The sequence below is a fragment of the Streptomyces sp. NPDC005551 genome, assembly GCF_042871785.1.
Lineage (GTDB): Bacteria > Actinomycetota > Actinomycetes > Streptomycetales > Streptomycetaceae > Streptomyces.
In genome coordinates, this window is the sequence record NZ_JBIAJE010000009.1 from 378,185 (window position 1) to 403,763 (window position 25,579).

At 74.6% G+C, this 25,579-nt stretch carries 24 protein-coding genes; 14 read left to right on the forward strand and 10 right to left on the reverse strand.

Annotated elements, in window-relative coordinates:
• Positions 1–301: 301 nt before the first annotated feature.
• Entirely contained in the window at positions 302–1,225 is a 924-nt protein-coding gene (locus ACFYP4_RS26845) for a DUF3027 domain-containing protein (protein ID WP_388788703.1), read from the reverse strand.
• A 498-nt stretch (positions 1,226–1,723) separates the two neighbouring features.
• Here ACFYP4_RS26845 and ACFYP4_RS26850 point away from each other — a divergent pair, with 498 nt between their 5' ends.
• The 4 genes from ACFYP4_RS26850 to ACFYP4_RS26865 all read left to right on the forward strand — a co-directional run bounded on the left by ACFYP4_RS26850 (position 1,724) and on the right by ACFYP4_RS26865 (position 5,393).
• Complete coding sequence (locus ACFYP4_RS26850; RefSeq protein ID WP_358854303.1) at positions 1,724–3,154, forward strand: MFS transporter; 1,431 nt, start codon at positions 1,724–1,726, stop codon at positions 3,152–3,154.
• Positions 3,155–3,302: 148 nt separating this feature from the next.
• Entirely contained in the window at positions 3,303–3,779 is a 477-nt protein-coding gene (locus ACFYP4_RS26855) for a DUF2771 domain-containing protein (protein ID WP_358854302.1), read from the forward strand.
• Positions 3,749–4,540 (forward strand): futalosine hydrolase, encoded by a 792-nt coding sequence (locus ACFYP4_RS26860; protein ID WP_388788707.1) that lies wholly within the window; start codon positions 3,749–3,751, stop codon positions 4,538–4,540. The genes ACFYP4_RS26855 and ACFYP4_RS26860 overlap by 31 nt, the downstream gene beginning before the upstream one ends.
• Positions 4,524–5,393, forward strand: a complete 870-nt coding sequence (locus ACFYP4_RS26865; RefSeq protein ID WP_358854301.1) for a 1,4-dihydroxy-6-naphthoate synthase — start codon at positions 4,524–4,526, stop codon at positions 5,391–5,393. Before ACFYP4_RS26860 ends, ACFYP4_RS26865 begins: the two co-directional genes overlap by 17 nt.
• 61 nt (positions 5,394–5,454) lie before the next feature.
• On the opposite strand, the gene ACFYP4_RS26870 is transcribed toward ACFYP4_RS26865, so the two are convergent.
• Positions 5,455–5,838 (reverse strand): cold-shock protein, encoded by a 384-nt coding sequence (locus ACFYP4_RS26870; RefSeq protein WP_358854300.1) that lies wholly within the window; start codon positions 5,836–5,838, stop codon positions 5,455–5,457.
• Between the two features lie 197 nt (positions 5,839–6,035).
• On the opposite strand from ACFYP4_RS26870, the gene ACFYP4_RS26875 reads away from it, so the two are divergent.
• Entirely contained in the window at positions 6,036–6,290 is a 255-nt protein-coding gene (locus tag ACFYP4_RS26875) for a hypothetical protein (protein WP_358854297.1), read from the forward strand.
• 58 nt (positions 6,291–6,348) lie between these two features.
• Here ACFYP4_RS26875 and ACFYP4_RS26880 read toward each other — a convergent pair whose 3' ends face one another.
• Both ACFYP4_RS26880 and ACFYP4_RS26885 read right to left on the reverse strand, forming a co-directional pair.
• Positions 6,349–6,975 carry an HAD family hydrolase gene (locus tag ACFYP4_RS26880; protein ID WP_388788712.1) on the reverse strand — a complete coding sequence of 209 codons (627 nt, stop codon included), beginning with the start codon at positions 6,973–6,975 and terminating at the stop codon, positions 6,349–6,351.
• A gap of 40 nt (positions 6,976–7,015) precedes the next feature.
• Positions 7,016–8,059, reverse strand: coding sequence for a hypothetical protein (locus ACFYP4_RS26885; protein ID WP_358854295.1), 1,044 nt, complete (start codon positions 8,057–8,059; stop codon positions 7,016–7,018).
• 244 nt (positions 8,060–8,303) lie between these two features.
• Here ACFYP4_RS26885 and ACFYP4_RS26890 point away from each other — a divergent pair, with 244 nt between their 5' ends.
• Both ACFYP4_RS26890 and ACFYP4_RS26895 read left to right on the forward strand, forming a co-directional pair.
• Entirely contained in the window at positions 8,304–11,162 is a 2,859-nt protein-coding gene (locus tag ACFYP4_RS26890; protein WP_388788715.1) for a helicase-associated domain-containing protein, read from the forward strand.
• 92 nt (positions 11,163–11,254) lie between these two features.
• Positions 11,255–12,898 (forward strand): DNA repair helicase XPB, encoded by a 1,644-nt coding sequence (locus tag ACFYP4_RS26895; RefSeq protein WP_358854293.1) that lies wholly within the window; start codon positions 11,255–11,257, stop codon positions 12,896–12,898.
• 4 nt (positions 12,899–12,902) lie between these two features.
• Here ACFYP4_RS26895 and ACFYP4_RS26900 read toward each other — a convergent pair whose 3' ends face one another.
• The 3 genes from ACFYP4_RS26900 to ACFYP4_RS26910 all read right to left on the reverse strand — a co-directional run bounded on the left by ACFYP4_RS26900 (position 12,903) and on the right by ACFYP4_RS26910 (position 14,989).
• Complete coding sequence (locus ACFYP4_RS26900) at positions 12,903–13,298, reverse strand: hypothetical protein (protein ID WP_358854292.1); 396 nt, start codon at positions 13,296–13,298, stop codon at positions 12,903–12,905.
• Entirely contained in the window at positions 13,231–14,481 is a 1,251-nt protein-coding gene (locus tag ACFYP4_RS26905; RefSeq protein WP_388788820.1) for a glycosyltransferase 87 family protein, read from the reverse strand. Before ACFYP4_RS26905 ends, ACFYP4_RS26900 begins: the two co-directional genes overlap by 68 nt.
• A 325-nt stretch (positions 14,482–14,806) precedes the next feature.
• Positions 14,807–14,989 (reverse strand): hypothetical protein, encoded by a 183-nt coding sequence (locus ACFYP4_RS26910; protein WP_358854291.1) that lies wholly within the window; start codon positions 14,987–14,989, stop codon positions 14,807–14,809.
• 306 nt (positions 14,990–15,295) lie between these two features.
• Here ACFYP4_RS26910 and ACFYP4_RS26915 point away from each other — a divergent pair, with 306 nt between their 5' ends.
• Positions 15,296–17,335: an ATP-binding domain-containing protein gene (locus ACFYP4_RS26915; protein ID WP_358854290.1), complete on the forward strand. Its 2,040-nt coding sequence runs from the start codon at positions 15,296–15,298 to the stop codon at positions 17,333–17,335.
• Between the two features lie 105 nt (positions 17,336–17,440).
• Here ACFYP4_RS26915 and ACFYP4_RS26920 read toward each other — a convergent pair whose 3' ends face one another.
• Positions 17,441–18,139, reverse strand: a complete 699-nt coding sequence (locus tag ACFYP4_RS26920; RefSeq protein WP_388788720.1) for a copper homeostasis protein CutC — start codon at positions 18,137–18,139, stop codon at positions 17,441–17,443.
• Positions 18,140–18,290: 151 nt separating this feature from the next.
• Between ACFYP4_RS26920 and ACFYP4_RS26925 the strand changes: the two genes are divergently transcribed.
• Positions 18,291–19,022: a hypothetical protein gene (locus ACFYP4_RS26925; RefSeq protein WP_388788723.1), complete on the forward strand. Its 732-nt coding sequence runs from the start codon at positions 18,291–18,293 to the stop codon at positions 19,020–19,022.
• 223 nt (positions 19,023–19,245) lie between these two features.
• The gene (locus ACFYP4_RS26930; protein WP_388788726.1) at positions 19,246–20,454 is read left to right on the forward strand and encodes a Cmx/CmrA family chloramphenicol efflux MFS transporter; all 1,209 of its coding nucleotides are present in this window, start codon (positions 19,246–19,248) and stop codon (positions 20,452–20,454) included.
• Between the two features lie 13 nt (positions 20,455–20,467).
• Here ACFYP4_RS26930 and ACFYP4_RS26935 read toward each other — a convergent pair whose 3' ends face one another.
• Together ACFYP4_RS26935 and ACFYP4_RS26940 are read right to left on the reverse strand one after the other, a co-directional pair.
• Positions 20,468–20,740, reverse strand: coding sequence for a DUF4031 domain-containing protein (locus ACFYP4_RS26935; RefSeq protein ID WP_358854286.1), 273 nt, complete (start codon positions 20,738–20,740; stop codon positions 20,468–20,470).
• Positions 20,737–21,120 (reverse strand): hypothetical protein, encoded by a 384-nt coding sequence (locus ACFYP4_RS26940; RefSeq protein WP_358854285.1) that lies wholly within the window; start codon positions 21,118–21,120, stop codon positions 20,737–20,739. The genes ACFYP4_RS26935 and ACFYP4_RS26940 overlap by 4 nt, the downstream gene beginning before the upstream one ends.
• Before the next feature lie 55 nt (positions 21,121–21,175).
• Here ACFYP4_RS26940 and ACFYP4_RS26945 point away from each other — a divergent pair, with 55 nt between their 5' ends.
• From ACFYP4_RS26945 to ACFYP4_RS26960, 4 genes are all read left to right on the forward strand, one after another.
• On the forward strand, positions 21,176–22,099 hold the full coding sequence (locus ACFYP4_RS26945) for a MurR/RpiR family transcriptional regulator (RefSeq protein WP_358854284.1): 924 nt from the start codon (positions 21,176–21,178) through the stop codon (positions 22,097–22,099).
• A gap of 118 nt (positions 22,100–22,217) precedes the next feature.
• Positions 22,218–23,213, forward strand: a complete 996-nt coding sequence (gene murQ, locus ACFYP4_RS26950; RefSeq protein WP_358854283.1) for an N-acetylmuramic acid 6-phosphate etherase — start codon at positions 22,218–22,220, stop codon at positions 23,211–23,213.
• A gap of 252 nt (positions 23,214–23,465) precedes the next feature.
• Positions 23,466–24,890, forward strand: a complete 1,425-nt coding sequence (locus tag ACFYP4_RS26955; RefSeq protein ID WP_388788730.1) for a PTS transporter subunit EIIC — start codon at positions 23,466–23,468, stop codon at positions 24,888–24,890.
• Positions 24,891–24,973: 83 nt separating this feature from the next.
• Complete coding sequence (locus ACFYP4_RS26960) at positions 24,974–25,561, forward strand: hypothetical protein (RefSeq protein WP_358854281.1); 588 nt, start codon at positions 24,974–24,976, stop codon at positions 25,559–25,561.
• The last annotated feature ends 18 nt before the right edge of the window (positions 25,562–25,579 follow it).

Below are 25,579 nucleotides of genomic sequence, written 5' to 3' on the forward strand. Positions count from 1 at the left end.
GCCCTACCCCCGAGGTCACCACCGACACCCGGGTAACACCCGGCGCCGCAGCCGAGGCCGGGACGGCGATCCCCGCGCACCCGCACTCGCTCTCGCACGGAAGGGGCCGTGCCGGTACATCAGATGCCCGTTGCAGGCCGGGCAGCCGGCCCCGGCCCACCCCCGCAACTCACGTACGCGCCCGGCATGCAACGGGCGGATGTACCGGCGCGGCCCCGACCCACCCACCGAAGCCAAGGCGCCCCAACCGGAGCCGAGGCGCCCCACCGAAGCCGAGGGCACCCCACGCCGGTCAGCGACCCTAGGAGTGCCCGAGCTCCGCCGACGTGTCGTCCGCGGCCACCGGCACCGACCCGGAGTCCGGCGACGGCCGCAGCGGGAACGGATCCACCCGCGTCTCGTCGATCACCGGCGGAGCCGGCCGCGGCGGCTTCGGCATCACGGCAGCCTCCGAATGCCCCCCGCACCCGTACGCCAGCGACACGACCCGCCCGTCCGCCGGCGAGAACTCATTCGCACAGACCCCGAACGCCTGACCGAGCGAGCCCCCGATCCGGTTCAGGAAGCCACAGCTGACGCACGCCGCCGGCGCCGCCTGCGCCATCGCGGTCTTCGGCCCGTAGGCCTCCTCCCAGCGATCGGCGGCGACATGCAGCCCGTACCGGGACAGCACCCGCGCCCGCCGCAGCCCCAGCTCCTCCGCCACCGACGTGATCGAACCGCGCGCGGGAACCACCGGCAGGCTCGCGGGCGCCCCGCCCGCGACCTCCGCGTCCTCCGCCTCGACCAGCTCCGCCATCTCGTCCGAGACCACCGAGTTCGGCAGCGGCTCGTCCTCGCCGGAGAACCCGGGCTCCAGCCGCAGATCGTCCGCCTCGGTCGGCAGCAGATCCCCCGGGCCCATGTCCCCGGGCCGCAGCCGCTCGCTCCACGGCACCCACTCAGGCGCGAGCAGCGCGTCCGAACCGGGCAGCAGCACCGTCTCGTCCAGCGTCACGACCTTGGCCCGGGAAGCCCGCGCCACGGTGACGGCCCAGCGCCACCCGCGGTATGCCCAGTCCTCGCACTCGAAGAAGTGGGTGACAACGCGGTCCCCCTCGGAGACCAGCCCCACATGCTCACCGACGACGCCCGGTGCGGCGGCCTCCTCGGCGGCGGCACGGGCGAGACCCACGGCCTCGGCGCACAGACGGTCGGGGGTGCGGCTTCGCGTTGTCGCGCTCACAGGTATCGCTTCTCTCCTACGCCGTCACGGGTGCGCCGGTACCCGGCGGAGGTGCGGACGGAGCGGACCGAAGGGCCGCGTCGACGTCCGCGCCCTGTCGCACTCGGGCGCACCTACGCCATCCATTCTGCGGGATGGCCGAGAGGCGCGCGGCCGAGAACAACCGCCGCTGGCGCGCTACGCACGCTACCTTCTCCCGGCCCCTGGGCCCACACCGGCGTGCGGCCGGGTTGGCGCGGGCCGGCTCACCCCGCGTACCCCGCACCCGCTCCCCGCCCCGTTCTCCAGCGCGCCCGCACCCTCACCCCGCCCCCTCCCGGCACCAATTTTCCGGCCCGCTCCCGCCCCGCCGCGGCCCACCGGCAGGCCCCACACCGCCCTGTTTCCGGGCCTGTACGCCCTCCGCCCCCGCCGGAACGCGGCGCCCGCGGACCGCCGTACAGGCCCATACGCGCGGTAACCGCGCTACCTTCGCCGTTCTCGGGGCACTATGACGGGGTGGCAGCCGCGAGGTCGCCCCAGGGAACCGCCGGAACCGGCGCGGCCAAGGGGAACATCCGAAGTGGCGGATCGGGCCGGATGAGCGGGTCCGTCCGCGCGGTCGGCCGTGCCCTGCACTTCCCCGTGACGGGAACGGCCCGCGGCATCCGCAAGGCGACCCACGCGCACGGCGCGGGCGAGTCGGGCCTCGGCAAACTGATCGAACTGCACGGGGTGAACGGCGCGGGCGACGTCATGATCACCGTGGCCCTGGCCTCCACCGTGTTCTTCTCGGTCCCCACGGACGAGGCCCGCGGCCGCGTCGCCCTCTACCTCGCCATCACCATGGCGCCCTTCACCCTGCTCGCACCCGTGATCGGCCCGCTCCTGGACCGCCTGCCGCACGGCCGCCGCGCCGCCATGGCCGGCGCGATGGGCGCCCGGGCACTGCTCGCGCTGCTGCTGTCGGGCGCGGTGGTGACCGGCAGCATCGAGCTGTACCCCGCGGCGCTCGGCGTACTGGTCTCCTCGAAGGCGTACGGCGTGGTGCGCAGCGCCGTGGTGCCCCGGCTCCTGCCACCCGGCTTCTCCCTGGTGAAGGCCAACTCGCGGGTCACCCTGGGCGGACTGCTGGCCACCGGGGTCGCCGCGCCGATCGGGGCGGGCCTGCAGGCGCTCGGCGCGCGCTGGCCGCTGTACGGCGCCTTCGTGATCTTCGTCGCGGGCATGTTCCTGTCGTTCTCGCTGCCGCCCAAGGTCGACTCGGCGAGAGGCGAGGACAAGGCGCTGCTGGCGTCGGACGAGGAGCACCTGCACGGACCCCACCTGCGGAAGACCGCCCGCCGCCCGGGGCTGCGCACGGTCGGTACGGCCGTCACGCACGCGCTCGCCGCCAACGCCGCCCTGCGCTGCCTGTCCGGGTTCCTAATCTTCTTCCTGGCGTTCCTGCTGCGCGAACACCCGCTCACCGGCGAGAGCGCGGCGGTCTCGCTGGGGATCGTCGGCGTGTCCGCGGGCGCGGGCAACGCCCTCGGCACGGCGGTCGGCGCCTGGCTGAAATCGCGCGCTCCCGAGGTCATCATCGTGACGGTGGTGGCGTTCGTACTGGGGGCGGCGATCACCGCGGCGGTGTTCTTCGGAGCGGTCCTGGTCGCATGTCTGGCCGCGGTGGCCGGGTTCGCGCAGGCCCTCGCCAAGCTGTCCCTGGACGCGCTGATCCAGCGGGATGTCCCGGAACTGGTCCGTACGTCGGCGTTCGCGCGGTCCGAGACGCTGCTGCAGGTGGCGTGGGTGATCGGCGGCGCGATCGGCATCCTGCTGCCGCTGAACGGCACGCTCGGCCTCAGCGTGGCGGCCGCGATCGTCGCCCTCGGCTGGCTCACCACGGTACGGGGGCTGCTCGGCGCGGCCCGGCACGGCGGTGCGGGCGCCCGGCAACCGGTCACGTGAACGGCACCGCCCCCACCCCGGACGCGGGCACCCGGCACCCGGTCACGGGGCCGCACCGACCGGAACCCGGACAGCGCGCGTGCGGCTCCCCGCGGCACGCCGCACCCCACGTGGGGAGACCGGTGGACGTGCCCGATAGCCTTCGGCCATGACCTCCCTGCGTTCCGCTGCGCGCCGCCGTCGCGCCGTCGCCGCCGTCGGCGCCGTTTCCGCCGGGCTTCTCGCCCTGTCCGCCTGTGACAAGCCGACGCCGCTGACCACCGTCACGGTGGGCAAGAACTCGGTGAGCTCCGAGACCGACTGCTACGGCGACGGCAAGACGGTGAAGACCTCCGAGCTGGCGAAGTGCCTGAAGTCCAAGGACATCAAGACCATCAAGGTCGACCCCGACGAGACCGTGCGCTTCGGTGTCGACCCGGACGTCGCCGAGAAGGGCTGGACGATCCTGATGAACGGCCGCCCGCTGACCGACTCCAGCAAGAAGACCTACCGCACGATTCCCGGCAGCGTGTTCTTCAACGAGCAGTACGGCGCGAGCGGCAACTCGACGCTGATCTCCGTCCAGCAGGGCGACGAGAAGTCGGTGACCGGCCTGTGGTCGTTCAAGCTGAAGAAGGACGCCTGATCACGTCCGCCGAAGAGTTCCCGGGCACGTCTCACGCACGTGTCCTGGTGGCCACCGCGGTCCCCGCCGAACGGGACGCGGTGGCCCGGGCGTTCACGCTCCGGGGCCGCACCGCCCCGCCGCACGACGTCCCGCTCCCCGGGCTGACCCTGCGCCGGGCGCCGGGCCACGACCTGCTCGCCGCCGGCGTCGGTCCCGCCCTCGCCGCCGCCTCCACCGCCGGCGCCCTCACCGCGGCCACGCTCGCCGGAGCCCCGTACGACCTCGTCGTCTGCGCGGGCATCGCCGGCGGCTTCCAGCCCGGCGCACCCGTCGGCTCGCTCGTCGTCGCCGACGAGATCACCGCCGCCGATCTCGGCGCGGACACCGCGGACGGTTTCGTCCCCGTCACCGCTCTCGGCTTCGGGACCGTCACCCACCGTCCGCCACAAACACTCGTACGGGACGCCGCGGCCGCCACCGGCGCGGCCACCGGCACCGTACTGACCGTCTCCACCGTGACCGGGACCGCCGCCCGCGCCGCCGAACTGCGCGGCCGGCACCCCCGCGCACTCGCCGAGGCGATGGAGGGCTTCGGCGTCGCGGAGGCCGCCGCCCTGCACGGCGTGCCCGTACTGGAGATACGCGCCGTCTCCAATCCCGTCGGCCCGCGCGACCGGGCCGCCTGGCGCATCGGGGACGCCCTCGCGGCCCTCACCGAGGCCTTCGGGAAGCTCGCGCCCGTACTGGAGAGTTGGAACCGACATGACCGCACCGACTGAGCCCGCCGCACCCGCCACGCCCCTGCGGATTGCCTACTCGCCCTGCCCGAACGACACCTTCGTCTTCGACGCCTGGGCCCACGGCCGCGTCCCGGGCGCCCCGCCGCTCGACGTGACCTTCGCGGACATCGACCTCACCAACGGCATGGCCGAGCGCGGCGAACTCGACGTGCTGAAGGTGTCGTACGCCGTGCTGCCGTACGTACTCGACACGTACGCGCTGCTGCCGTGCGGCGGCGCGCTCGGGCGGGGATGCGGCCCGCTGGTGCTGACCCGGGAGCCCGGGGAACTCACCGGCCGCACGGTCGCCGTGCCCAGCGAGACGTCGACGGCGTACCTGCTGTTCCGGCTGTGGGCGGCGGACACGGTGCCCGGCGGGGTCGGCGAGATCGTCGTCATGCCCTTCCACGAGATCATGCCCGCCGTACGGGACGGGAAGGTCGACGCGGGACTGGTCATCCACGAGGCCCGGTTCACGTACCAGGACTACGGGCTGCACAAGCTCACCGACCTGGGCGAGTACTGGGAGCGGACCACGGGTCTGCCGATCCCGCTGGGCGCGATCATCGCCAGGCGGTCGCTGGGCGAGGAACGGCTGCGCCGGCTCGCCGACTCGGCACGCGCCTCGGTCCGCGCCGCCTGGGACGACCCGCTGGCCTCCCGCCCCTACGTCCTGGAACACGCCCAGGAGATGGACCCGGCCGTCGCGGACCAGCACATCGGCCTGTACGTCAACGAGTTCACGGCCGACCTCGGTGAGGACGGCTACGCCGCGGTCCGCGGGCTGCTCACGCGAGCGGCGGCCGAGGGACTGGTGCCGCCCCTCGGCCCGGACGCGCTGGACTTCCCGTGAGCTGACCGGCCGGGAGCCGGCCGGAGACACGACCGGCCGGGAGCCGGCCGGACGGGGCGGGCTACACGTCCAACTGGTCGGCGACCGCGCGCAGCAGGCCTGCGATCTTGTGACCGGAGGCCTTGTCGGGATAGCGGCCCTTCTCCAGCATCGGCGTGATGTTCTCCAGGAGGGTCGTCAGATCCTGGACGATGGACGCCAGTTCGTCCGGCTTGCGGCGCTGCGCGGCGGCGACCGAGGGGGTGGGGTCCAGGACCGTCACCGAGAGCGCCTGGTCGCCACGCTGCCCGGCGACGACGCCGAACTCCACGCGCTGGCCCGGCTTGAGAGCGTCGACTCCGGCGGGCAGGACCGAGGAATGGACGAAGACGTCGCCGCCGTCGTCCCGGGAGAGAAAGCCGAAGCCCTTCTCACTGTTGAACCATTTGACCTTGCCGGTGGGCACCGTCTGTCCTCGTCCTCGTACTCGTCGGGAACTGCTCGGAAAACTGCTGGGACAACTGCGCGGGCGACTGCCCGGAAACCGGCCCGGACAGCACTACAGCGGGTCGTCGGACCCGCCGGTACCAAGGCTAATGGTCCCGGGGCCGGTGACAAGACGTCGCCGGACGGTTCCTCTGCGCTGGGAACTACCCTGGTCGGGTGCGTGACAAAACCCAAGCGAATTCCGCGGAGCCCGGTGACTGGCTGATCCGTGCCGGTGCGATCGTCTTCTTCGTCGGGGCCGTGGCCACTCTGGTCACCGTGGCCCCGCTGCTGCTCGGCACGACGCCCTTTCCGACGTACATGTTCGGCCTGAGCATGCTGATGGGCGTCGGGTTCCTGATGGCCGGGGGCGGGCTGTTCCAGTCGCTCGCGGCGGGGCGCCGCCGGGCCCGCGCCGCACGGCAGCCGTAGCTCGGCAGCCGCAGGCGGAGCGGTCCGGGGCGCGGCGCGAACGCGCGAACGCGCGGTCTCAGCCGGCCGTGTGGCTCCTCAGCCATGCCCGGAACTCGGTGAGGTCCGTGAGGACGACGTCGGCGCCCGCCGCGGTCAGCTCCGCCGCGTCGCAGGGCCCGGTCGCGACGGCGACGGAGTACGCGTCCGCGCGGCGCGCGCCGCGGACGTCGCCGGTGTGGTCGCCGACGTAGACGCTCGCGCCGTGCTCGCGCAGCGCGTCCGCCTTCTGTTCGGCCCACAGGTTGCCGACGACCGCGTCCGCGTCGATGCGCAGGTGTTCGAGGTGCAGCTTGGCGTTGGGCTCCCACTTGGCGGTGACGACGACGGCGCGGCCGCCCGCCGCCCGTACGGCGTCGACGGCGTCGCGGGCGCCGGGCATCGCGGTGGAGCCGGTGATGGCGTGTGTGGGGTACATCTCACGGTAGAGGTCGGCGACGGCGGCGACCCGCTCGGCCGGGAACCAGTTCGAGAGCTCGTCCTCGAGCGGCGGCCCGAGCCGGGTGACGACCAGGTCGCAGTCGATGTACGTCCCCGTCCGGGCGGCAAGTGCCCGGTAGCAGGCGTGGATGCCGGGGCGGGAGTCGATCAGGGTCATGTCGAGGTCGAAGCCGACGGTCGGCGGGCGCGAAGTCATACGGGCCATTGTGCCGAGCCCGTCGGAGGGGGCCCTCCGGATTCCGCCGCTACCGCGGGCGCTGGGAACGCCAGGCCAGGTAGAGCGCCGAGGTGACGGCGGCGCCGCGGACCACCCAGGGCCAGGTGCCGGCCATCGCGTCGCCCAGGTGGCCGTCGGCGACGGGATCGCCCCAGCGGCCCTCCGTGCGCCCCCAGAGCCAGCCGATTCCGGCCGTGGCGGCGAGGCCCGGCAGCACGAGGACCGCCCATTTCGCCTCGGCGGGGGTCAGCCGGCGTGAGGTGTAGGCGATGAGCCAGCCGAGACCGAGGGCGATCCAGTTGCCGAGGGCGGCGCCCGCGACGAGAAGGGCGGCGGCGAGCAGCAGCAGCGGGTTGCGCCGGCCGGCGAGCCGGGGCAGGCGGCGACGGCGGGCGGGCGCCGCCTCCACGTCCTGCTCCGTCGCGGCCGGGGTGCGGGTCCGGCCCGGGAGGGCGGGGGGCGGGTCCTCGTCGGTGGGTTCGGGTTTCCCCGGCGGTGGTTTGAGTATCTCGGGGATCTCCACGCCGCCGACGAATCCGGGGACGCTCTCGCCGGGGCCGAAGGTGGTGCCGTCCACGCGCCACCAGTCGGGCTGCGTGGCGCTGTCGCCCAGTTCGTGGGTGCCGGCCAGGTGCGGCGGGGACGGGGCGTCGCGGGGTGCTTCGGCGGGTTCCGGTTCCGGTTCCGCAGCGGGGCGCGGGCGGGGGACGACGCGGCGCAGGCCACGGGGGCGGTCGTCGGCCGGGTGCTCGCGCTTGTCGTGGGTGCGCTGTGGGCGGGTGCGCTGGGCGGGAACGGCGGCGCGGGTATCCGGTTCGTCCGCGGCGGTACCGCTGCCCGTGGCCCCGTCGGCGGCGGTGGCGACGACCTCGTCCGGGGTGCCGAGGCGGGTGAGGATGCGGCGGACGGACGCGGGGGTGTCGACCGGCGCTTTCGCCCGGCGGCGGTCGATCTCGCCGCGCAGCTCCGACACGAGCCGCATCCGTGTCGCGGACGGCAGCTGCCGCTGCTGGGCCAGGTCGCCGACCCGGCTCAGATAGTCGAAGACGAGCTGATCACTCTCGATCCCCACGAAGTCCCCTCCGGGGCGCGTGTGTTGGTTACCCCGCGTCCCCGACGGTACCGGGTCTTTGCCTGTCGCCGCCCGTCGCGTGCCGCTTCGGGGCTCCGCCCCCGGGGGCCGTTACCCCCGGCCACAGGGGTCCTCGCCGGTGGCAGGTCCCGGCCGGTCCGGTGGGTGAGGGCGGGCGTGCCGCGGTGATCCGGGGGTCCGGGGGCGGAGCCCTCGGACAAGCGGAACCGCTACCGTTGGCCGGATGAGCACCGAGGAGCAGCCCACGACGGAGTCCGCACCCGCGGGGAACGCACCGCGCTCCCTGGCGGAAGCCCTCCGTGCGCGGGACGACGCCTCCCTGGCCGCGCTGCTGCGTGCCCGCCCGGACCTCATCACGCCCGTCCCCACGGATCTCACCCAGCTGGCGACGCGGGCCGGTACCCGCGCGTCCGTCGTGCGGGCGCTGGAGCGGCTGGACCGTTTCGCGCTGCAGACGGCGGAGGCGCTGGCGGTGGCGCCGGAACCGGCGGCGTACGGCGAACTGCTCGGGCTGATGGCGGGCGACGACCGTGACCCGGTGGTCGCGCAGGCGCTCCCCCGTGCTCTGGGCACGCTGCGCGAGCAGGCGCTGGTGTGGGGTGCGGACGACCGTCTCCGTCTGGTCCGTACCGCTCGTGAGCTGCTCGCGCCGTCCGCGCAGCATCCGTCCCCGACGGGTCTCGGGCCGACGGTGGCGGAGGCCGCGTCGGGTATGTCGCCGGGCCGGATCCAGGAGATCGTGACGGCGGCGGGTCTGGCGACCACGCACGACTCGGTGTCGGCCGTCGCGGCGTTGACGGAGCTGTTCACGGACCGTACGCGGATGTCCGCGTTGCTGGACGGGATTCCGGCGGACTCGCTGGAGGTGCTGTCCCGGCTGGTCTGGGGACCGCCGTACGGCCAGGTGACCGCCGATCCGGCGCCCCGGCTGCGGCTGCTCCTGGACCGGGGGCTGTTGCTGCCGACCGCGCCGGGCACGGTCGTCCTGCCGCGGGAGGTCGCCCTGCATCTGCGGGCGGGCCGCGCGCACCGCGAGACGCAGCCGGTGCCGCCGGCCGTGGAGCCGGGTGCGGCGCACCGTCCGGCGATGGTGGACGCGACGGCGGCGGGCCAGGCGTACACCGCGCTCGCGACCGTCGAGGAGCTGCTGAAGGACTGGGACGAGGGCGGCCCGGCGGTGTTGCGCGCGGGTGGGCTGAGCGTGCGCGACCTGAAGCGGACGGCGGTCGCGCTGGACGTGCCGGAGCCGGTGGCCGCGTTTTGGGTCGAACTGGCCTACGCGGCCGGGCTGCTGGCGTCGGACGGTGACGCCGACGAGCGGTACGCGGCCACGCCCGCCTACGACGAATGGCTGGAGCTGCCCTCCGCGGAGCGCTGGGCGCGGCTGGCCGGGGCCTGGCTGGCGGCGACCCGCACACCGGGTCTGGTCGGCGGACGGGACGCCAAGGACCGTACGCTCTCGGCGCTCGGCCCCGGTCTTGACCGCTCCGCGGCTCCGGAGGTCCGGCACCGTGTCCTCGCCCTCCTCGGCACGCTGCCCGAGGGCGCGTCGCCCGACGCGGAGTCCCTGCTGTCCCGCCTTCACTGGGAGCGTCCGCTGCGGGGCGCCCAGTCGGCGCAGGACGACGATCTGCGCACGCGGCTGGCCCGGTGGACGCTGTCCGAGGCCGAGTCCCTGGGCGTGACGGGGCGCGGGGCGCTGTCCTCGCACGGGCGGGCGCTGCTCGGACTACCGGCCGCGGGGGCCGCGAATACCGCAGCGGCGGCTGGGGTGGCTGAGAGCGCCGGGGCCGCCGGGGCCGCCGGGGTTGCCGGGGCCGCGAGCGCCTCGGACACCGCGAACGCCGCAGGGACCTCCGGGACCCCTAGGACCGCAGGGATTGCCGGGACCTCCGGGACCCCTGGGGCGGCCGGGACCACCGAGACCGCAGGGACGGCCGGGACCACCGAGACCCCTGGGGCGGCTGGGACCAGCGAGACCCCCGGGACGTCCGGGACCAGCGGGACCGCACGAGAGGTGGACGCCGCCTCGGAGGCCGGGCCGTCCGGTCCCGGTGGCGGGCTCCCCGCCCGTCCGCACCAGCCCCCGGACACCGCCCCGCGGCCCGTCCGCACGCCCGCCGAGCAGGCCGCGGACGCCGCCCACGCGGCCCGGCTCCTCGCGCCGCTCCTGCCGGAGCCGCTGGACCACGTCCTGCTCCAGGCCGACCTGACGGCGGTCGCGCCCGGGCCGCTGCGGCGTCCGCTGGCCGACATGCTCGGGGTGCTCGCGGACGTGGAGTCGAAGGGCGGCGCGACGGTGTACCGGTTCACGCCGGGGTCGGTGCGGCGGGCCCTGGACGCGGGCCGGGCGGCGTCGGACCTGCACGCCTTCCTGGCCGAGCACGCGCGTACACCCGTGCCGCAGCCGCTCACCTATCTGATCGACGACGTGGCGCGCCGCCACGGCCATCTGCGCATCGGCGCGGCCTCGGCGTACGTCCGCTGCGACGACGACGCGGTGCTGAACGAGATCCTCGCCGACAAGCGCTCGGCCGGGCTGCGGCTGCGCCGTCTCGCGCCGACCGTCCTCGCCGCCCAGGCGGATCCGGCGGCGCTCCTGGACGGCCTGCGCGCGATGGGCTTCGCGCCCGCCGCCGAGTCCGCCGAGGGTGACGTCCTGATCACCCGCGCCCACGCCCGTCGCACGCCGCCGCGCACGGCCCCCCAGCCGGTCCCGGAGGGCCCGCCGGTCCCCGACGCCACGTTGCTGGGTGCCGCGATCCGCGCAGTCCGCGCCGGTGACCTGGCCGCCACGGCGCCGCGCAGGACGGCTCCGGACGCCGCCCCCGTCACGGGCGGCGAGCTGCCCCGCACGAGCGCCGCGGAGACCCTCGCCACGATGCAGGCCGCGGTCCTGACCGGCGAGTCCCTGTGGATCGGCTACGTCAACGCCGAGGGCGCCGCCAGCCAGCGCGTCATCGCGCCCGTCCGGGTCGAGGGCGGTTTCGTGACGGCGTACGACCACACGGCGGACGAGGTCCGCACCTATCCCCTGCACCGCGTCACCGGCGTCGCGGAGCTGGCGGAGGACCAGCCCTGAGGCCGACCTCGACGTGATCGCCCGCCGGTACGGCACACTGGACGTTTGGCCGCACGCGTCGGATGCGGGCCGGGACCGGAAAGGGCACTCGCGTGAACGGACCCCTCATCGTCCAGTCGGACAAGACCCTGCTCCTGGAGGTCGACCACGAGCGGGCGGACGAGTGCCGTCGGGCGATCGCGCCGTTCGCGGAGCTGGAGCGGGCCCCGGAGCACATCCACACCTACCGGCTGACGCCGCTCGGGCTGTGGAACGCGCGTGCCGCGGGCCATGACGCCGAGCAGGTCGTGGACGCGCTCGTGCAGTACAGCCGCTATCCCGTGCCGCACGCGCTGCTCGTGGACATCGCCGAGACGATGGACCGCTACGGGCGGCTGACGCTCAGCAAGCATCCGGCGCACGGGCTCGTCCTGACGACCACGGACCGGCCGGTGCTGGAGGAGATCCTGCGGTCGAAGCGGGTCGCGCCGCTGGTCGGCGCCCGCCTCGACGCCGACACGGTCGCCGTGCACCCCTCCGAGCGCGGGCAGATCAAGCAGACGCTGCTGAAGCTGGGCTGGCCGGCCGAGGACCTCGCCGGGTACGTCGACGGGGAGGCGCACCCGATCGAGCTGGCGGAGGACGGCTGGGCGCTGCGCCCGTACCAGAAGCAGGCCGTGGAGAACTTCTGGCACGGCGGCTCGGGTGTGGTCGTGCTGCCCTGCGGGGCGGGCAAGACGCTGGTCGGCGCCGGGTCCATGGCCCAGGCGAAGGCCACCACCCTGATCCTGGTCACGAACACCGTCTCGGCCCGGCAGTGGAAGCACGAGCTGGTGAAGCGGACGTCGCTGACCGAGGAGGAGATCGGCGAGTACAGCGGTACGCGCAAGGAGATCCGGCCGGTCACCATCGCCACGTACCAGGTGCTGACGACCCGGCGGAAGGGCGTCTATCCGCACCTGGAGCTGTTCGACTCCCGTGACTGGGGGCTCATCGTCTACGACGAGGTGCATCTGCTGCCCGCGCCCGTCTTCAAGTTCACCGCCGATCTCCAGGCGCGGCGCCGGCTCGGGCTGACGGCGACGCTGGTCCGGGAGGACGGCCGGGAGTCGGACGTCTTCTCGCTGATCGGGCCCAAGCGGTTCGACGCGCCGTGGAAGGAGATCGAGGCGCAGGGGTACATCGCGCCCGCCGACTGCGTGGAGGTGCGGGTCAATCTGACCGACTCCGAGCGGCTCGCGTACGCCACCGCCGAGACCGAGGAGAAGTACCGGTTCTGTGCGACCACCGCGACCAAGCGGAAGGTCACGGAGGCGCTGGTGCGCAAGTTCGCCGGGCAGCAGATCCTCGTCATCGGCCAGTACATCGACCAGCTCGACGAGCTGGGCGAGCACCTGGACGCGCCCGTCATCAAGGGCGAGACGTCGAACGCGCAGCGGGAGAAGCTCTTCGAATCGTTCCGGCAGGGCGAGATCAGCGTGCTCGTGGTGTCGAAGGTGGCGAACTTCTCGATCGACCTGCCGGAGGCCACGGTGGCCATCCAGGTGTCGGGCACCTTCGGTTCGCGGCAGGAGGAGGCGCAGCGCCTCGGCCGCGTCCTGCGTCCGAAGGCCGACGGCCACCAGGCGCACTTCTACTCGGTCGTCGCCCGCGACACCATCGACCAGGACTTCGCGGCGCACCGCCAGCGCTTCTTGGCGGAGCAGGGGTACGCGTACCGGATCGTCGACGCGGACGAGCTGCTGGCGGGCAGCTGACCCGTCAGGGCGCGGGCAGGGCGAGCACCAGGAAGATGACCGTCACGGGCGGCAGCAGGGCCGCGCAGGCGGCCCAGGCGCGGGTGCCCGCCCAGCGCCGCTTCCAGGGCAGCGCCCAGGCGAGGACCAGGAACACGGTGGTGACCGGGCCGCCGTAGGAGAGGATCCCGTAGATCCAGGACAGGCTGTCCATCAGGGCCGGGGAGCAGTGGTCGGGGCCGCAACTGTCCGTGGCCATGGCGGAGAGGCCGCCGAGGAAGAGGGCGGCCGGACCGAGGAGCAGCAGGAGCAGCGACGCCGTGAGCGGCGCGATCCAGGCCCTGCGGTGCGGTTCATCCGCGGCGGACGGGTTCGCCGGCCGTGCCGTGGCGGGTGGGGACGCGAGGTGCGGTGTCGTCATGCGGACAGTTCACCGTCGCGCGGGGTGCCGGCGCACCGGTGCGAATACTCAGCGGGGGCGGTCCGGCGTACTCATCCGGTGCCGGGTTCCCGCGCAGGGTGAGCCAGGCCGCCGTCAGGAGGGCCGCCGCCAGCAGGGGGTAGGGGGAGGCGAGCGGCTGCTGCCACCAGGGCAGGCGCAGGTCCAGGTCGCCCCGGTGCGGGACCAGCCACAGGGTGCGGGCGGTGAAGACGGCGGCGCTCAGCACGGCGAGGCCGGTGCGGCCCCGGGCGTGCAGGACCGCCAGCAGCGGTACGCACCACACCCAGTGGTGGGACCAGCTGACCGGTGAGACCAGCAGCGCGGTGAAGGCCGTGAGCAGGACACCGAGGCGGGCGTCGGCGGCGCGGCACGCGAGTGCGAGGCCCGCGCAGCCGGCCGGCACGGCCACGAGTGCCCAGGCGGGGCCCGGCGAGGGGTCGCCCAGGGCCCGCGCGACGAGCCCCTGCACCGACTGGTTGTCGACGATCCACACCTTGCCGACCCGGTCGGTCTCGAAGAGGCGGCGGGTCCAGAAGTCGACGCTCGCGGCGGGCAGCAGGAGCGCGCCGGCCAGGACGGTGCCGAGGAAGGAGCCCAGCGCGGTGAGCCCCTCCCGGGTCCGTACCCGTGGCCGTACCGGGGTGCGCCGGGTGAACAGGAGGTACGCGACGAAGAGGGCGGGGGTCAGTTTCACACCGGCCGCGATCCCCACGGCGACGCCTCTGCCGGGGGCGCCCGGCGGGCGGGTGAGGTCCCACAGGACGAGACAGGCGAGCGCGAGGTTGATCTGCCCGAACAGCACGGTCTGGAAGACGGGTTCGAGCCACAGGGCCCCGGCGGTGGCGGCGCACACCAGGGGGACGCCCGCGGGCAGTCCGGCGAGGCGGCAGGAGAGCCGGACGAGCAGGGCCAGCAGCGCGGTGTTGCCGGCGACGAACGCCGCCTTGAGCGCCAGCGGCGGGAGCCAGGCGGTCGGCACGAACAGGATCGCCGCGAACGGCGGGTAGGTGGCGGGCAGGTGCCACTCGGTGACCGTGAAGCCGTACAGGTCGCCGCCGGCGACGACGGCCGCGCCCTCGGCGCGGTAGACGAACGCGTCGGCCATGGGCGCGCGCTGGAGGACGCACAGCGCGACGAAGGCGGCGAGGGAGACCACCAGCAGGGCGCTCGCGGCCGCGACGGCGGGTGCGGCGGATGCGGTGGGTACGGCGGATGGGGTGGATGCGGTGGGTGGTCGGAGGGTTACATTCCGTCGAGTCACGCAGGGACCCTAGTGTCCGCGCGGGTCCGACCTGGGACACGACCTGGGACACCCCTCACGGGGACGGTCGCGCAAGGGCGGTTCGGGGCGGGGCACCGGCGGCGGACGCGCGGCGCGGGCGTCGGGTCACCGGCGGCAGGCGGGCGGGCGCGGGCAACGGTTCACCGGCCGGCGCGCGGGTGCCGGTGCGCGCTCACCGGTGGTGAGGCGCGGGGCCGGCCGGCGCTCACCTGCGGTGGACGCCCGCTTCCTCGCCGTACTCGCCGAGGAGGACGACGCCGACGGCCGCGGTCGCGAAGACCTTGAGGGCGCGCAGGGCGTCGCCGAGACGGTGCGGGTGATGGCCGCCGTCGAGGGCGGTGGCCCCGCTCGGCGGGAGGTGGTGGGGTGTGAAGGTCGCTGCACTCATGCTTCCATCATGGAATCGGGACACAGCGGATACGTCGGTCTTCCGATGTAACCTCGGCGCCCCTCCCGTACGCCTGGCGGGCGCCCCCTCTCCACCCCGGGAGGGACCCCGCCCCCCGTGCCCCCTAGGGCCTGGGCGTCACCACCTAGGGGTCCCCGACAATTCGCTGGCACCCGCACCCTCCCCTCGCCTAAGATCTCCGCTCTTGCCCGCCTCCCTTCACGGAGTGCCGCCGTCCGGACGGAAACCGGCCGGCAGACCGTCAGCGACGCAGCCCGTTCCCCGGAGGCAACACCCGTGTCCCCCATGCCCGAAGGTTCCGACGATCCGCTCGTCCGTGAGCGGACGCACCTCGCCGACTCCCGTGCCGCTCTGCGTGCCATGCGGGAGGACGTGCAGTCACTCGACATCAAGGACGTCACCGCGAACTGGGTGAACGCGGTCGTCCTGCAGAACCAGATCGACGAGCGCATCAAGGCCCTCGCCGACCTCAGCCACACCCCCCTGTTCTTCGGCCGCCTCGACTACCTGCACGCTCCCGGCGCCGAGCGGGCCGAGGGCGCGGCGGGTGAGCGTTTCTACATCGGGCGGCGGCACGTGCACGACGCCGACGGGGACCCGATGGTCATCGACTGGCGTGCCCCGGTGTCCCAGCCGTTCTACCGGGCCTCCGGGAAGGACCCGATGGACGTCGCCCTGCGCCGCCGCTTCGGCTACACCGGCGGCGATCTCACGGCGTACGAGGACGAGCACCTCCTGGACCCGGCCGAGGCGGCGGGGACCAGCAAGCTGCTCCAGCAGGAGATCGAGCGGCCCCGTGTCGGCCCGATGCGCGACATCGTGGCGACCATCCAGCCCGAGCAGGACGAGATCGTCCGGGCGGGCCTGTCCGGCTCGGTGTGCGTGCAGGGCGGCCCCGGCACCGGAAAGACCGCCGTGGGCCTGCACCGGGTCGCGTATCTGCTGTACGCGCACCGGGACCGGCTCGCCCGCACCGGCACGCTGGTCATCGGCCCGAACCGGTCCTTCCTGCACTACATCGAGCAGGTCCTCCCGGCGCTGGGCGAGCTGGAGGTCAAGCAGGCCACGGTCGACGACCTGGTCGCGCACGTGGAGGTACGGGGCACGGACGACGCCACGGCCGCCGTGGTCAAGGGCGACGCGCGGATGGCCGAGGTGCTGCGCCGGGCGGTCCGCTCGCACATCACGCAGCCCACCGAGCCGGTCGTGGTGGTGCGCGGCTCCCGGCGCTGGCGCGTACCGGTGTACGAACTCGAGGAGATCGTGCGCCAGTTGACGGAACGCGACATCCGCTACGGTGCCGCGGGCGAGGCCCTTCCGCAGCGCATCGCGCACGCCGTGCTCGTCCAGATGGAGCGGGCGGGCGAGGCGCCGGACGACCGGGTGCAGGACGCCGTCGCCCGCAACAGCGCCGTGAAGGCGGCGGTCAAGGCGATCTGGCCGCCGGTCGACCCGGCGAAGCTGGTCCTGCGGCTGCTGTCCGACGCGGACTTCCTCGCCGAGCACGCCGGGGGCCTCCTCGACGAGGACGAGCAGAAGGCGGTCCTCTGGGCGAAGCCGGTGCGCAGCGTGAAGAGCGCCAAGTGGTCCGCCGCGGACGCGGTGCTGATCGACGAGGCGACCGATCTCGTCCGGCGCACGCACTCGCTGGGGCACGTGGTGCTCGACGAGGCGCAGGACCTGTCGCCGATGCAGTACCGGGCGGTGGGGCGGCGCTGCTCCACCGGGTCGGCGACCGTCCTCGGCGACCTGGCGCAGGGGACGACGCCGTGGGCGACGCGGAGCTGGCAGGAGGCGCTGGCGCACCTGGGCAAGAGCGAGGCGGTCGTCGAGGAGCTGACGGCGGGTTTCCGTGTCCCCGCGGACGTCATCACGTACGCGTCCCGCCTGCTGCCGCACATCGCGCCGGGGCTCGCGCCCGTGGCGTCGGTGCGGGAGAACCCGGGGTCCTTCGAGGTGCGGGCCGTCACGGGCGACGGTGACGTGGTCGCCGCCTGCGCCGAGTCGCTGCGCAACGAGGGGTCGATCGGGCTGATCGCCGCCGACGCCCGGGTCCCGGCGCTGGCCGAGGCGCTGACGGCGGCCGGCATCACCTTCCTGGGGCCGGGCGAGGAGACCACCCCGGACACCCGGCTCACCCTCGTGCCGGCCTCGCTCGCCAAGGGTCTGGAGTACGACTACGTGGTCCTGGACGAGCCGCGGGCCGTGGTCGACGGCGAGCCGGACGAACGCACCGGCCTGCGCCGCCTGTACGTGGCACTGACCCGAGCGGTCTCGGGCCTCACGGTGACGCACACGGCCCCGCTGCCACCCCAGCTCGCCTGAACCGACGGCGCCCGGCGGGCGGTTGTCCTGGCCCTGCCGCCGCCGCCCGGCCCCGGCCTGACCGCCGGGTACGTCCGGGCCGGTGGAGACATGCCGTGGGGCGCGCTACGCGTCCAGTGCCGTCCGCCATTCCCGGACCGCCTCCGCGGCGACCGGCGCGGTCCAGCCGGCGGGGCGGGCCGCGCCGCCGATGTGGAACGCGTCGACGCCCGCGGCGCGCAGCCGGGGGACGTGGTCGAGGCGCAGGCCGCCGCCGACGAGGATCCGCGGCTCGTAGCCGGGTTCACCGCGCCGGGCCGCCTCCGCGACCAGCGTGGGCAGCCCGTCGTCGACCCCGGCGGCCGAGCCCGCCGTCAGGTAGGCGTCGAGGCCCGGCAGGTCCGCCAGCTGCTTGCGCAGGGCGTCGCGGTCGGCCGCCCGGTCGATCGCGCGGTGGAAGGTCCACCGGCAGCCGTCCAGCTCCGCCGCCAGCCGCTCCACGACGGCCAGGTCGGGGCCGCCGTGCTCGTCGAGGAACCCGAGCACGAACTCCTCGGCGCCCGCGGCCCGCAGGTCGCGCGCGGTCCGTACGAGCGCGGCGGTCCCCCGAGGGCCGCCCGCCTCGAACCCGTCCGTCAGCCGCAGCATCACGCGCAGCGAGAGGTCGACGGCGGCGCGGATCCCGGCGAACGTCTCCACCGCGGGAGTGAGCCCGTCGGCGGCCATGTCGGCGACCAGTTCGAGCCGGTCGGCGCCTCCAGCCTGGGCGGCGACGGCGTCCTCGACGTCGAGGGCGATCACCTCCAGGACCGCACGCTTGCTCATAGGACCTCTTCCCTTGGACGGCTACAGGTCTAGTCCAATCCAGACTACGCCCGGAGGGTGTGCGTCCGCGAGAAGATCGCGCGAGTGGCGCGGCCCGCCGCGCCGTCCCTGAAGCAGGCCGTGGGGACGGCCACCGGGGGCGCCGAGGACAATGAACGGCATGGCTGAGGAAGAGACAGGGGCGGGACCGGCGACAGGCGCGGCGGCACCCGCGGACCGGCATCCCGCGTACGAGGACCTGGCGCGGCGCTGGACCGAGACCATCACGGCGGCCCGGACGCCGGACCCGGCCCTCGCGGACGGGCAGGCGCACGATCCCCGCCCCTACGCCGAGAACCTGCTCCGCCGGTGGGCCGAGCCCAGGCGGCGGTACCACACCACCGATCACCTCGTCGCGGTCCTGGACCGCATCGACGTCCTGGAGGCGTACGCCGCCGATCCGGCCGCGGTGCGGCTGGCCGCGTGGTTCCACGACGCGGTCTACCTGCCGGACCGGTCGACGAACGAGGAACGCTCCGCCCGGCTCGCCGAACGTGCCCTGCCCGAGCTGGGCGTCGAGGAGGCCCGCACCGCCGAGGTCGCCCGGCTGGTGCGGCTCACGGTCACCCACGACCCCCACGCCGACGACGCGAACGGCGCCGTGCTGTGCGACGCCGACCTCGCGATCCTCGCCGCGCCCCCGGACGCGTACGCCGCCTACACGGCCGCCGTCCGCGAGGAGTACGCCTTCGTCCCGCCGGACGCCTTCCGCACCGGCCGGGCGGCGGTCCTGCGCCAACTCCTCGCCCTGCCCCGACTGTTCCGCACACCGCACGGACAGCGCGAATGGGAGACGCGGGCCCACGAGAACCTCCGCCGAGAACTGGAGACACTCACTCCGTAACCCCGCCCCACGGACGACGGCCACACGCGCGGCCCCCCTTCCCACCGACGGTCCGACCAGCGGGCCGGTTCCGGGCAGCCCGATCCCCCGGCACGCAGTGACCCGAGCCGTGGACCGGGGTGGTCCGGGGTAATCCGGGGCGGGGCAGCCGCCCCGGACGGGAATGCGCTCCCGTCCGCCTCGGTTGCACCCTGATGTGCCCGCACCCGCCGATCGTCCCCGCATGCCCCTCGCCGTCTACATCCTCGGGCTCTCCGTGTTCGCCCTCGGCACGAGCGAGTTCATGCTGTCCGGGCTGCTCCCGCCCATCGCCGACGACATGGGCGTCACGATCCCGCAGGCGGGGCTGCTGATCTCCGCGTTCGCGATCGGCATGGTCGTGGGCGCGCCCCTGCTCGCCGTGGCGACACTGCGGCTGCCGCGCCGTACCACCCTCCTCGCGCTGATCACCGTCTTCGGCCTCGGCCAGGTCGCGGGCGCGCTCGCCCCGACGTACGGCGTGCTCTTCGCGTCCCGCGTGGTGAGCGCGCTGGCCTGCGCCGGTTTCTGGGCGGTGGGCGCCGCGGTGGCCGTGGCGATGGTGCCGGTGACCGCGCGGGCCCGCGCCCTCGCCGTGATGATCGGCGGTCTGTCGATCGCGAACGTCCTCGGTGTCCCGGCCGGCGCCTTCCTCGGCGAGCACCTGGGCTGGCGGTCGGCCTTCTGGGCCGTCGGCGCGGCCTCCGCGGTCGCGCTGGCCGGGGTGGCCACCCTCATCCCCCGCATCCCGGTGCCGGACGAGAAGCCGCAGCTCAAGCGGGAACTGCGCATCTACCGCGACCGTCAGGTCCTGCTGTCGGTCACCGTCACCGCGCTCGCCGCGGGCGGTGTCTTCTGCGCGTTCAGCTATCTCTCCCCGCTCCTCACGGACGTGGCGGGCCTGGACGCCGGCTGGGTCCCGACCGTGCTGGCGCTGTTCGGCGTCGGCGCGCTGATCGGTACGACGATCGGCGGCCGCTTCGCCGACGCGCACCTCTTCGGGGTGCTGGTCAGCGGCATCACCGCGTCGACCGTCGTGCTCGTCGCCCTCGCGCTGTTCGGCCGGTACGCGGTCGCCGCGACCGTCCTCTCCTTCGTCCTCGGCGTCACCTGCTTCTACACGGCCCCGGCGCTGAACGCCCGGATGTTCAACCTCGCGAGCACCGCCCCCACCCTGGCCGGCGCCACGGTCACGGCCGCCTTCAACCTGGGCAACACCGGCGGGCCCTGGCTCGGCGGCACCGTCATCGACGCGGGCCACGGCTACGCGTCGACGGCGTGGGCGGGCGCGGCACTGACACTGGCCGGGCTCGCCGTGGTGCTCGTCTCACTGCGCTTGCACCGGCGTACCCGGACCTCGCGCGTGGTCGCCGGGGCGGGCGCGTCCCCGCGTCCGGTCCGCACCGAGGCCTGACGCCCCGGGCGCCTCAGCCGCGGCCCGCCCACCTCTTGGGCCTGCGCAGCCCGGAACCGCGCAGCAGCCGCACCACCTCGCGGCTGCCGACCTCCACCGCGCCGGCCCGCACCGCGTCGGCGTACCGGTGCGAGGGAATGTCGTAGTGGTCCCGCTCGAAAGCGCGCCGCGGGACACCCAACCGCTCGGCGAAGGCGTGCAGTTCGTCGTACGACACGTCGCTCACCAGGTGGGACCACATCCGCCCGTGACCGGGCCAGGCGGGCGGATCGATGTACACCGTCACGGCGAGGGGTTCCCGCCGACGGCGGAGCCCAGCGAGCCCACCGGCGCCACCTTCACCCCGGCCTTGTGGCACACCCAGTGCGGGTCCGGCCCCAACTCGGGCTCCACGTCGAGGGCGTGCGGGTCACCCGAACCGCAGGCCGGACACAGCGGCCACCGGCCGTACCGGTCCAGCAGGGCGTCCTGGACGTCCTGGGCGACCAGGCCCGCCACATAGCCCGCGCCCTCCGGCCACTGCTCGACCCACCAGCGGCGCCGGGCGACCGACTCCTCCACGAGGGAGACGACGTCCGCCTCGGCGACCTCGCCCGCGACCAGGTCGGCCAGCACGAGCGCGCGCGCCGCGTGCAGCGCCTGTTCCAGGGGGCTGATGGGGTCCATGCACCCATTGTGCGCACCCTTGACCGCATACCCCAACGGAAAATATCTTTCAAAGGTGACCCATGACGTGAAGGAAATTTTCGCCGGGGAGGCGCCGCCCGCCCCCGCCGCCCTCGCGGCCAAGGTGCGCACGCTCGCCCCGTCGATGACCCGCTCCATGCAGCGCGTCGCCGAGGCCGTCGCCGGCGACCCGGCGGGCTGCGCGGCCCTCACGGTCACCGGCCTCGCCGAACTCACCGGCACCAGCGAGGCGACGGTGGTGCGCACCGCCCGCCTCCTCGGCTACCCGGGGTACCGGGACCTGCGCCTCGCCCTCGCCGGCCTGGCCGCCCAGCAGCAGTCCGGCCGGGCCCCCGCCGTCACCGCGGACATCGCGGTGGACGACCCGATCGCCGACGTCGTCGCCAAACTCGCCTACGACGAGCAGCAGACCCTCGCCGACACCGCGGCCGGCCTCGACACGGTCCAGCTCGGCGCCGCCGTCACCGCGCTCGCCGCCGCCCGCCGCGTCGACATCTACGGCGTCGGCGCCTCCGGCCTGGTCGCCCAGGACCTCGCCCAGAAGCTGCTGCGCATCGGGCTCATAGCCCACCCGCACAGCGATCCGCACCTCGCCGTCACCAACGCGGTGCAGCTGCGCGCCAAGGACGTGGCGATAGCCATCACGCACTCGGGCTCGACCGGCGACGTCATCGAACCCCTCCGGGTCGCCTTCGAGCGCGGGGCGACGACGGTCGCGATCACCGGCCGCCCGGACGGACCCGTCACGCAGTACGCGGACCACATCCTCACCACGTCGACGGCCCGGGAGAGCGAGCTGCGGCCCGCGGCGATGTCGTCCCGCACGAGTCAACTGCTCGTCGTGGACTGCCTGTTCGTGGGGGTCGCCCAGCGGACGTACGAGACGGCGGCGCCCGCGCTGTCCGCCTCGTACGAGGCGCTGGCGCACCGCCACAGCGCCCGCGGCTCCCACCGCTGACACACTGACCCGTGCGCCTCCCGCCCCCGTCCGCCCGCCGTAGCTCCGACGACGCATCCACGGAACGTGCGTACGCCCAGCCCGTACGTACGGAAAGCACCGGAAAGAGCCGCTCCACATGACCTCCACCGCCGACGCCTCCTCCCACCACCGCGACCTGCGCGACGCCGACGGCCGCGAGCCGGACGACGACAACCACCGCGATCTGGTCGCGGAGTTGGAAACCCTGACCACCGAGGCGTTCCGCCCCGAGCTGTCCGAGATCGACCGGCTGCCGACGGCCGAGATCGCCCGGCTGATGAACGGCGAGGACGCCTCCGTGCCGGCCGCGGTCGCCGCCCGGCTGCCGCTCATCGCCGCCGCGATCGACGCCATCGCGGAGCGGATGTCCCGCGGCGGCCGGCTGATCTACGCGGGCGCGGGCACGGCGGGACGGCTCGGCGTGCTGGACGCCTCCGAGTGCCCGCCCACGTTCAACACCGACCCCGCCCAGGTCGTCGGCCTGATCGCGGGCGGCCCCGGCGCGATGGTCACCTCGGTCGAGGGAGCGGAGGACTCCCGGGAGCTGGCCGCGGCCGATCTGGAGGCGCTGGCCCTGACCTCCGACGACACGGTGGTCGGCGTCTCGGCGTCCGGCCGCACCCCGTACGCGGTCGGCGCGGTCGAGCACGCCCGTGCGCGCGGTGCGCTGACGGTGGGGCTGTCCTGCAACGCGCACAGCGCGCTCGCCGCCGCCGCGGACCACGGCATCGAGGTCGTGGTGGGCCCCGAGCTGCTGACCGGCTCCACCCGCCTGAAGGCGGGCACCGCCCAGAAGCTCGTCCTCAACATGCTCTCGACGATCACGATGATCCGCCTCGGCAAGACGTACGGGAACCTGATGGTCGACGTACGCGCCTCGAACGAGAAGCTGCGGGCCCGCTCCCGCCGCATCGTCGCGCTGGCGACCGGCGCCTCGGACAAGGAGATCGAGTCGGCCCTCGCCGCCACGGACGGCGAGGTCAAGACCGCCATCCTCACGATCCTGGGCGACGTCGACGCCCCCACGGCGACCCGTCTCCTGGAAGCAGCCGACGGCCACCTGCGCACGGCCCTGACCGCCACCCGCACCTAGGGCCTGTCCGGGCGCCGGGACGCCCCCGGCACCGGGAGGGCACCCCGGAGCCGCCGGCGGGCGTGACCCCGAACCCCGGTCCGGGGCGGAGTACCCGGTGCGCAGCCCCAGGAGGCCCCGGAGCCTCCCGGCGCGCAGCCCCAGCAGGCCCCGGACTTCTCCCGACCGTCGTCCGCGCGCCGCGGCGGCGGGCCTGCGTGCGGGCGGCACCATGGGCGCCAGGCGTCGCACCCCCGCACAGCAAGGCCCCGCATGAGCACTGAAGCCACCGCCCGCGCCACCGCCGCCGCGCTCCTCCCCCTCGTCGGGGGCGCGGCGAACGTCACGTCCGTGGCCCACTGCATGACCCGTCTGCGTCTCGGTCTGCGGGACCGGACCCTGGTGCGGGAGGACGCGCTGCGGGCACTGCCCGCCGTCCTCGGCGTCGTGGACGACGACACGTACCAGATCGTGCTCGGACCGGGCGCGGTCGCCCGCGTCACCCCCGAGTTCGCTGCACTCGTCGCCGCGAGCCCCACGGCCGCCGGCGCCCTGGAGAACCGGGGCGCGGAACTGCGCGCCGCCCGGCGGGAGCGCAACGCGACTCCGCTCCGGCTCCTGCTGCGCCGCGTCGCGAACATCTTCGTCCCGCTGATCCCGGCCCTGATCGGCTGCGGCATCATCGCGGGCCTCAACGGCCTGCTGGTGAACCTCGGACTGCTCGCCTCCCTCACCCCAGCCCTCACCGCCGTCGCCTCCGGCTTCATGGCGCTGATCGCCGTCTTCGTCGGCCTCAACACCGCGAAGGAGTTCGGTGGCACCCCGGTCCTCGGCGGCGCCGCCGCAGCGATCGTCGTCCACGCGGGAGTCGCCAAGGTGACGGTCCTCGGCACGACGCTCTCCCCGGGGCAGGGCGGCGTCCTCGGGGCGCTGGCCGCGGCCCTGCTCGCGACGTACGTCGAGAAGTGGTGCCGCGGCCGGGTCCCGGACGCACTCGACGTCCTGCTGACCCCGACCGTCACCGTGCTCGTGGCCGGCCTGGTCACGATCTACGGCCTCATGTACGCGGCCGGAGAGGTCTCCTCGGCGATCGGCACCGCGGCCGACTGGCTCCTCGGCCGCACCGGCGCCTTCGCCGGGCTGATCCTGGGCGGCCTGTTCCTGCCGCTGGTGATGCTCGGCCTGCACCAGGCGCTGATCCCCATCCACACCACCCTCATCGACCAGCAGGGCTACACCGTCCTGCTGCCCATCCTCGCGATGGCGGGCGCGGGCCAGGTCGGCGCGGCCCTCGCGGTCTACGTCCGGCTGCGCCACGACCGGACGCTGCGCACGACGATCAGGTCGGCGCTCCCGGCGGGCCTGCTGGGGGTGGGCGAGCCGCTCGTCTACGGCGTCTCGCTGCCCCTCGGCCGGCCGTTCGTGACCGCCTGCGCGGGCGGCGCGGCCGGCGGCGCCTTCGTCGGGTTCTTCTCGATGCTCGGCGACCGGGTCGGGTCGACGGCCATCGGCCCCTCCGGCTGGGCCCTGTTCCCGCTCCTGTCCGGCAACCGGAGCCTGACCCTGACCGCCGCGATCTACGCGGGCGGCCTCCTCACCGGCTATCTGGTTGGCTTCGGCGCGACCTACTTCTTCGGGCTCGGTGCCGTCGAGCGGCCCGGCGGCACCGCGGTGACCGCGGGCGCCGCCCCGCGGTGAGCAGCGGGCCGGACCACCGGTTCGGCGGCGTGTGCGATTCTGCGTAGGACAGCACTCCGCCCGGGGAGGGACACCGCACGCCCATGAACCACGCACAGCTGACCGCTCTCGGCCGCGCCCTGCGCCTGCTCGGCGAGCACGGCGACGCCCTCGGCGCCGACAGTCCCGACGCGAAGCTGCACGAGGTCAAGGCCGATCTGAAGCGGGCCCTCGACCTGCTCGAGGACACGGTCACGACGGCGGTGCCGACGACGCGCTGCGCCGAGCACCCGACCGGCCCCGTCGACAAGGGCGCCGTCGACCTGTGCCTGCTGTGCGAGACCCGGCGCCGCGCCGCCCGCCGCTCCGAGGTCAACGGCGCCTACGCCCACGGCCGCCCCACCGGCTCCGGCGAGTCCCCCGACCGCACGCAGTCCCGCTACGGCGTCCGCGCCGACCGGCCCGAGCCGCAGCAGCGCTGGCTGCCGGAGGTGTGGAACGGCCAGGCGTGGCAGCTCTGCGGCACCCCTCGCCGCGACCGGCACGAGGCCGAGCGCTACCTGGCCGCCGAGCGCAGGTCCCCCCGCCCCGGCATGGCCTACCGCCTGGTCCACGAGTTCACCGACTACGAGGTGCTGCGCATCTGGGGCACCCCGGTCAAGATCGACATCGAGCCGATGGGAAACCTGTGACCGGGGTGCCCGGGCGCG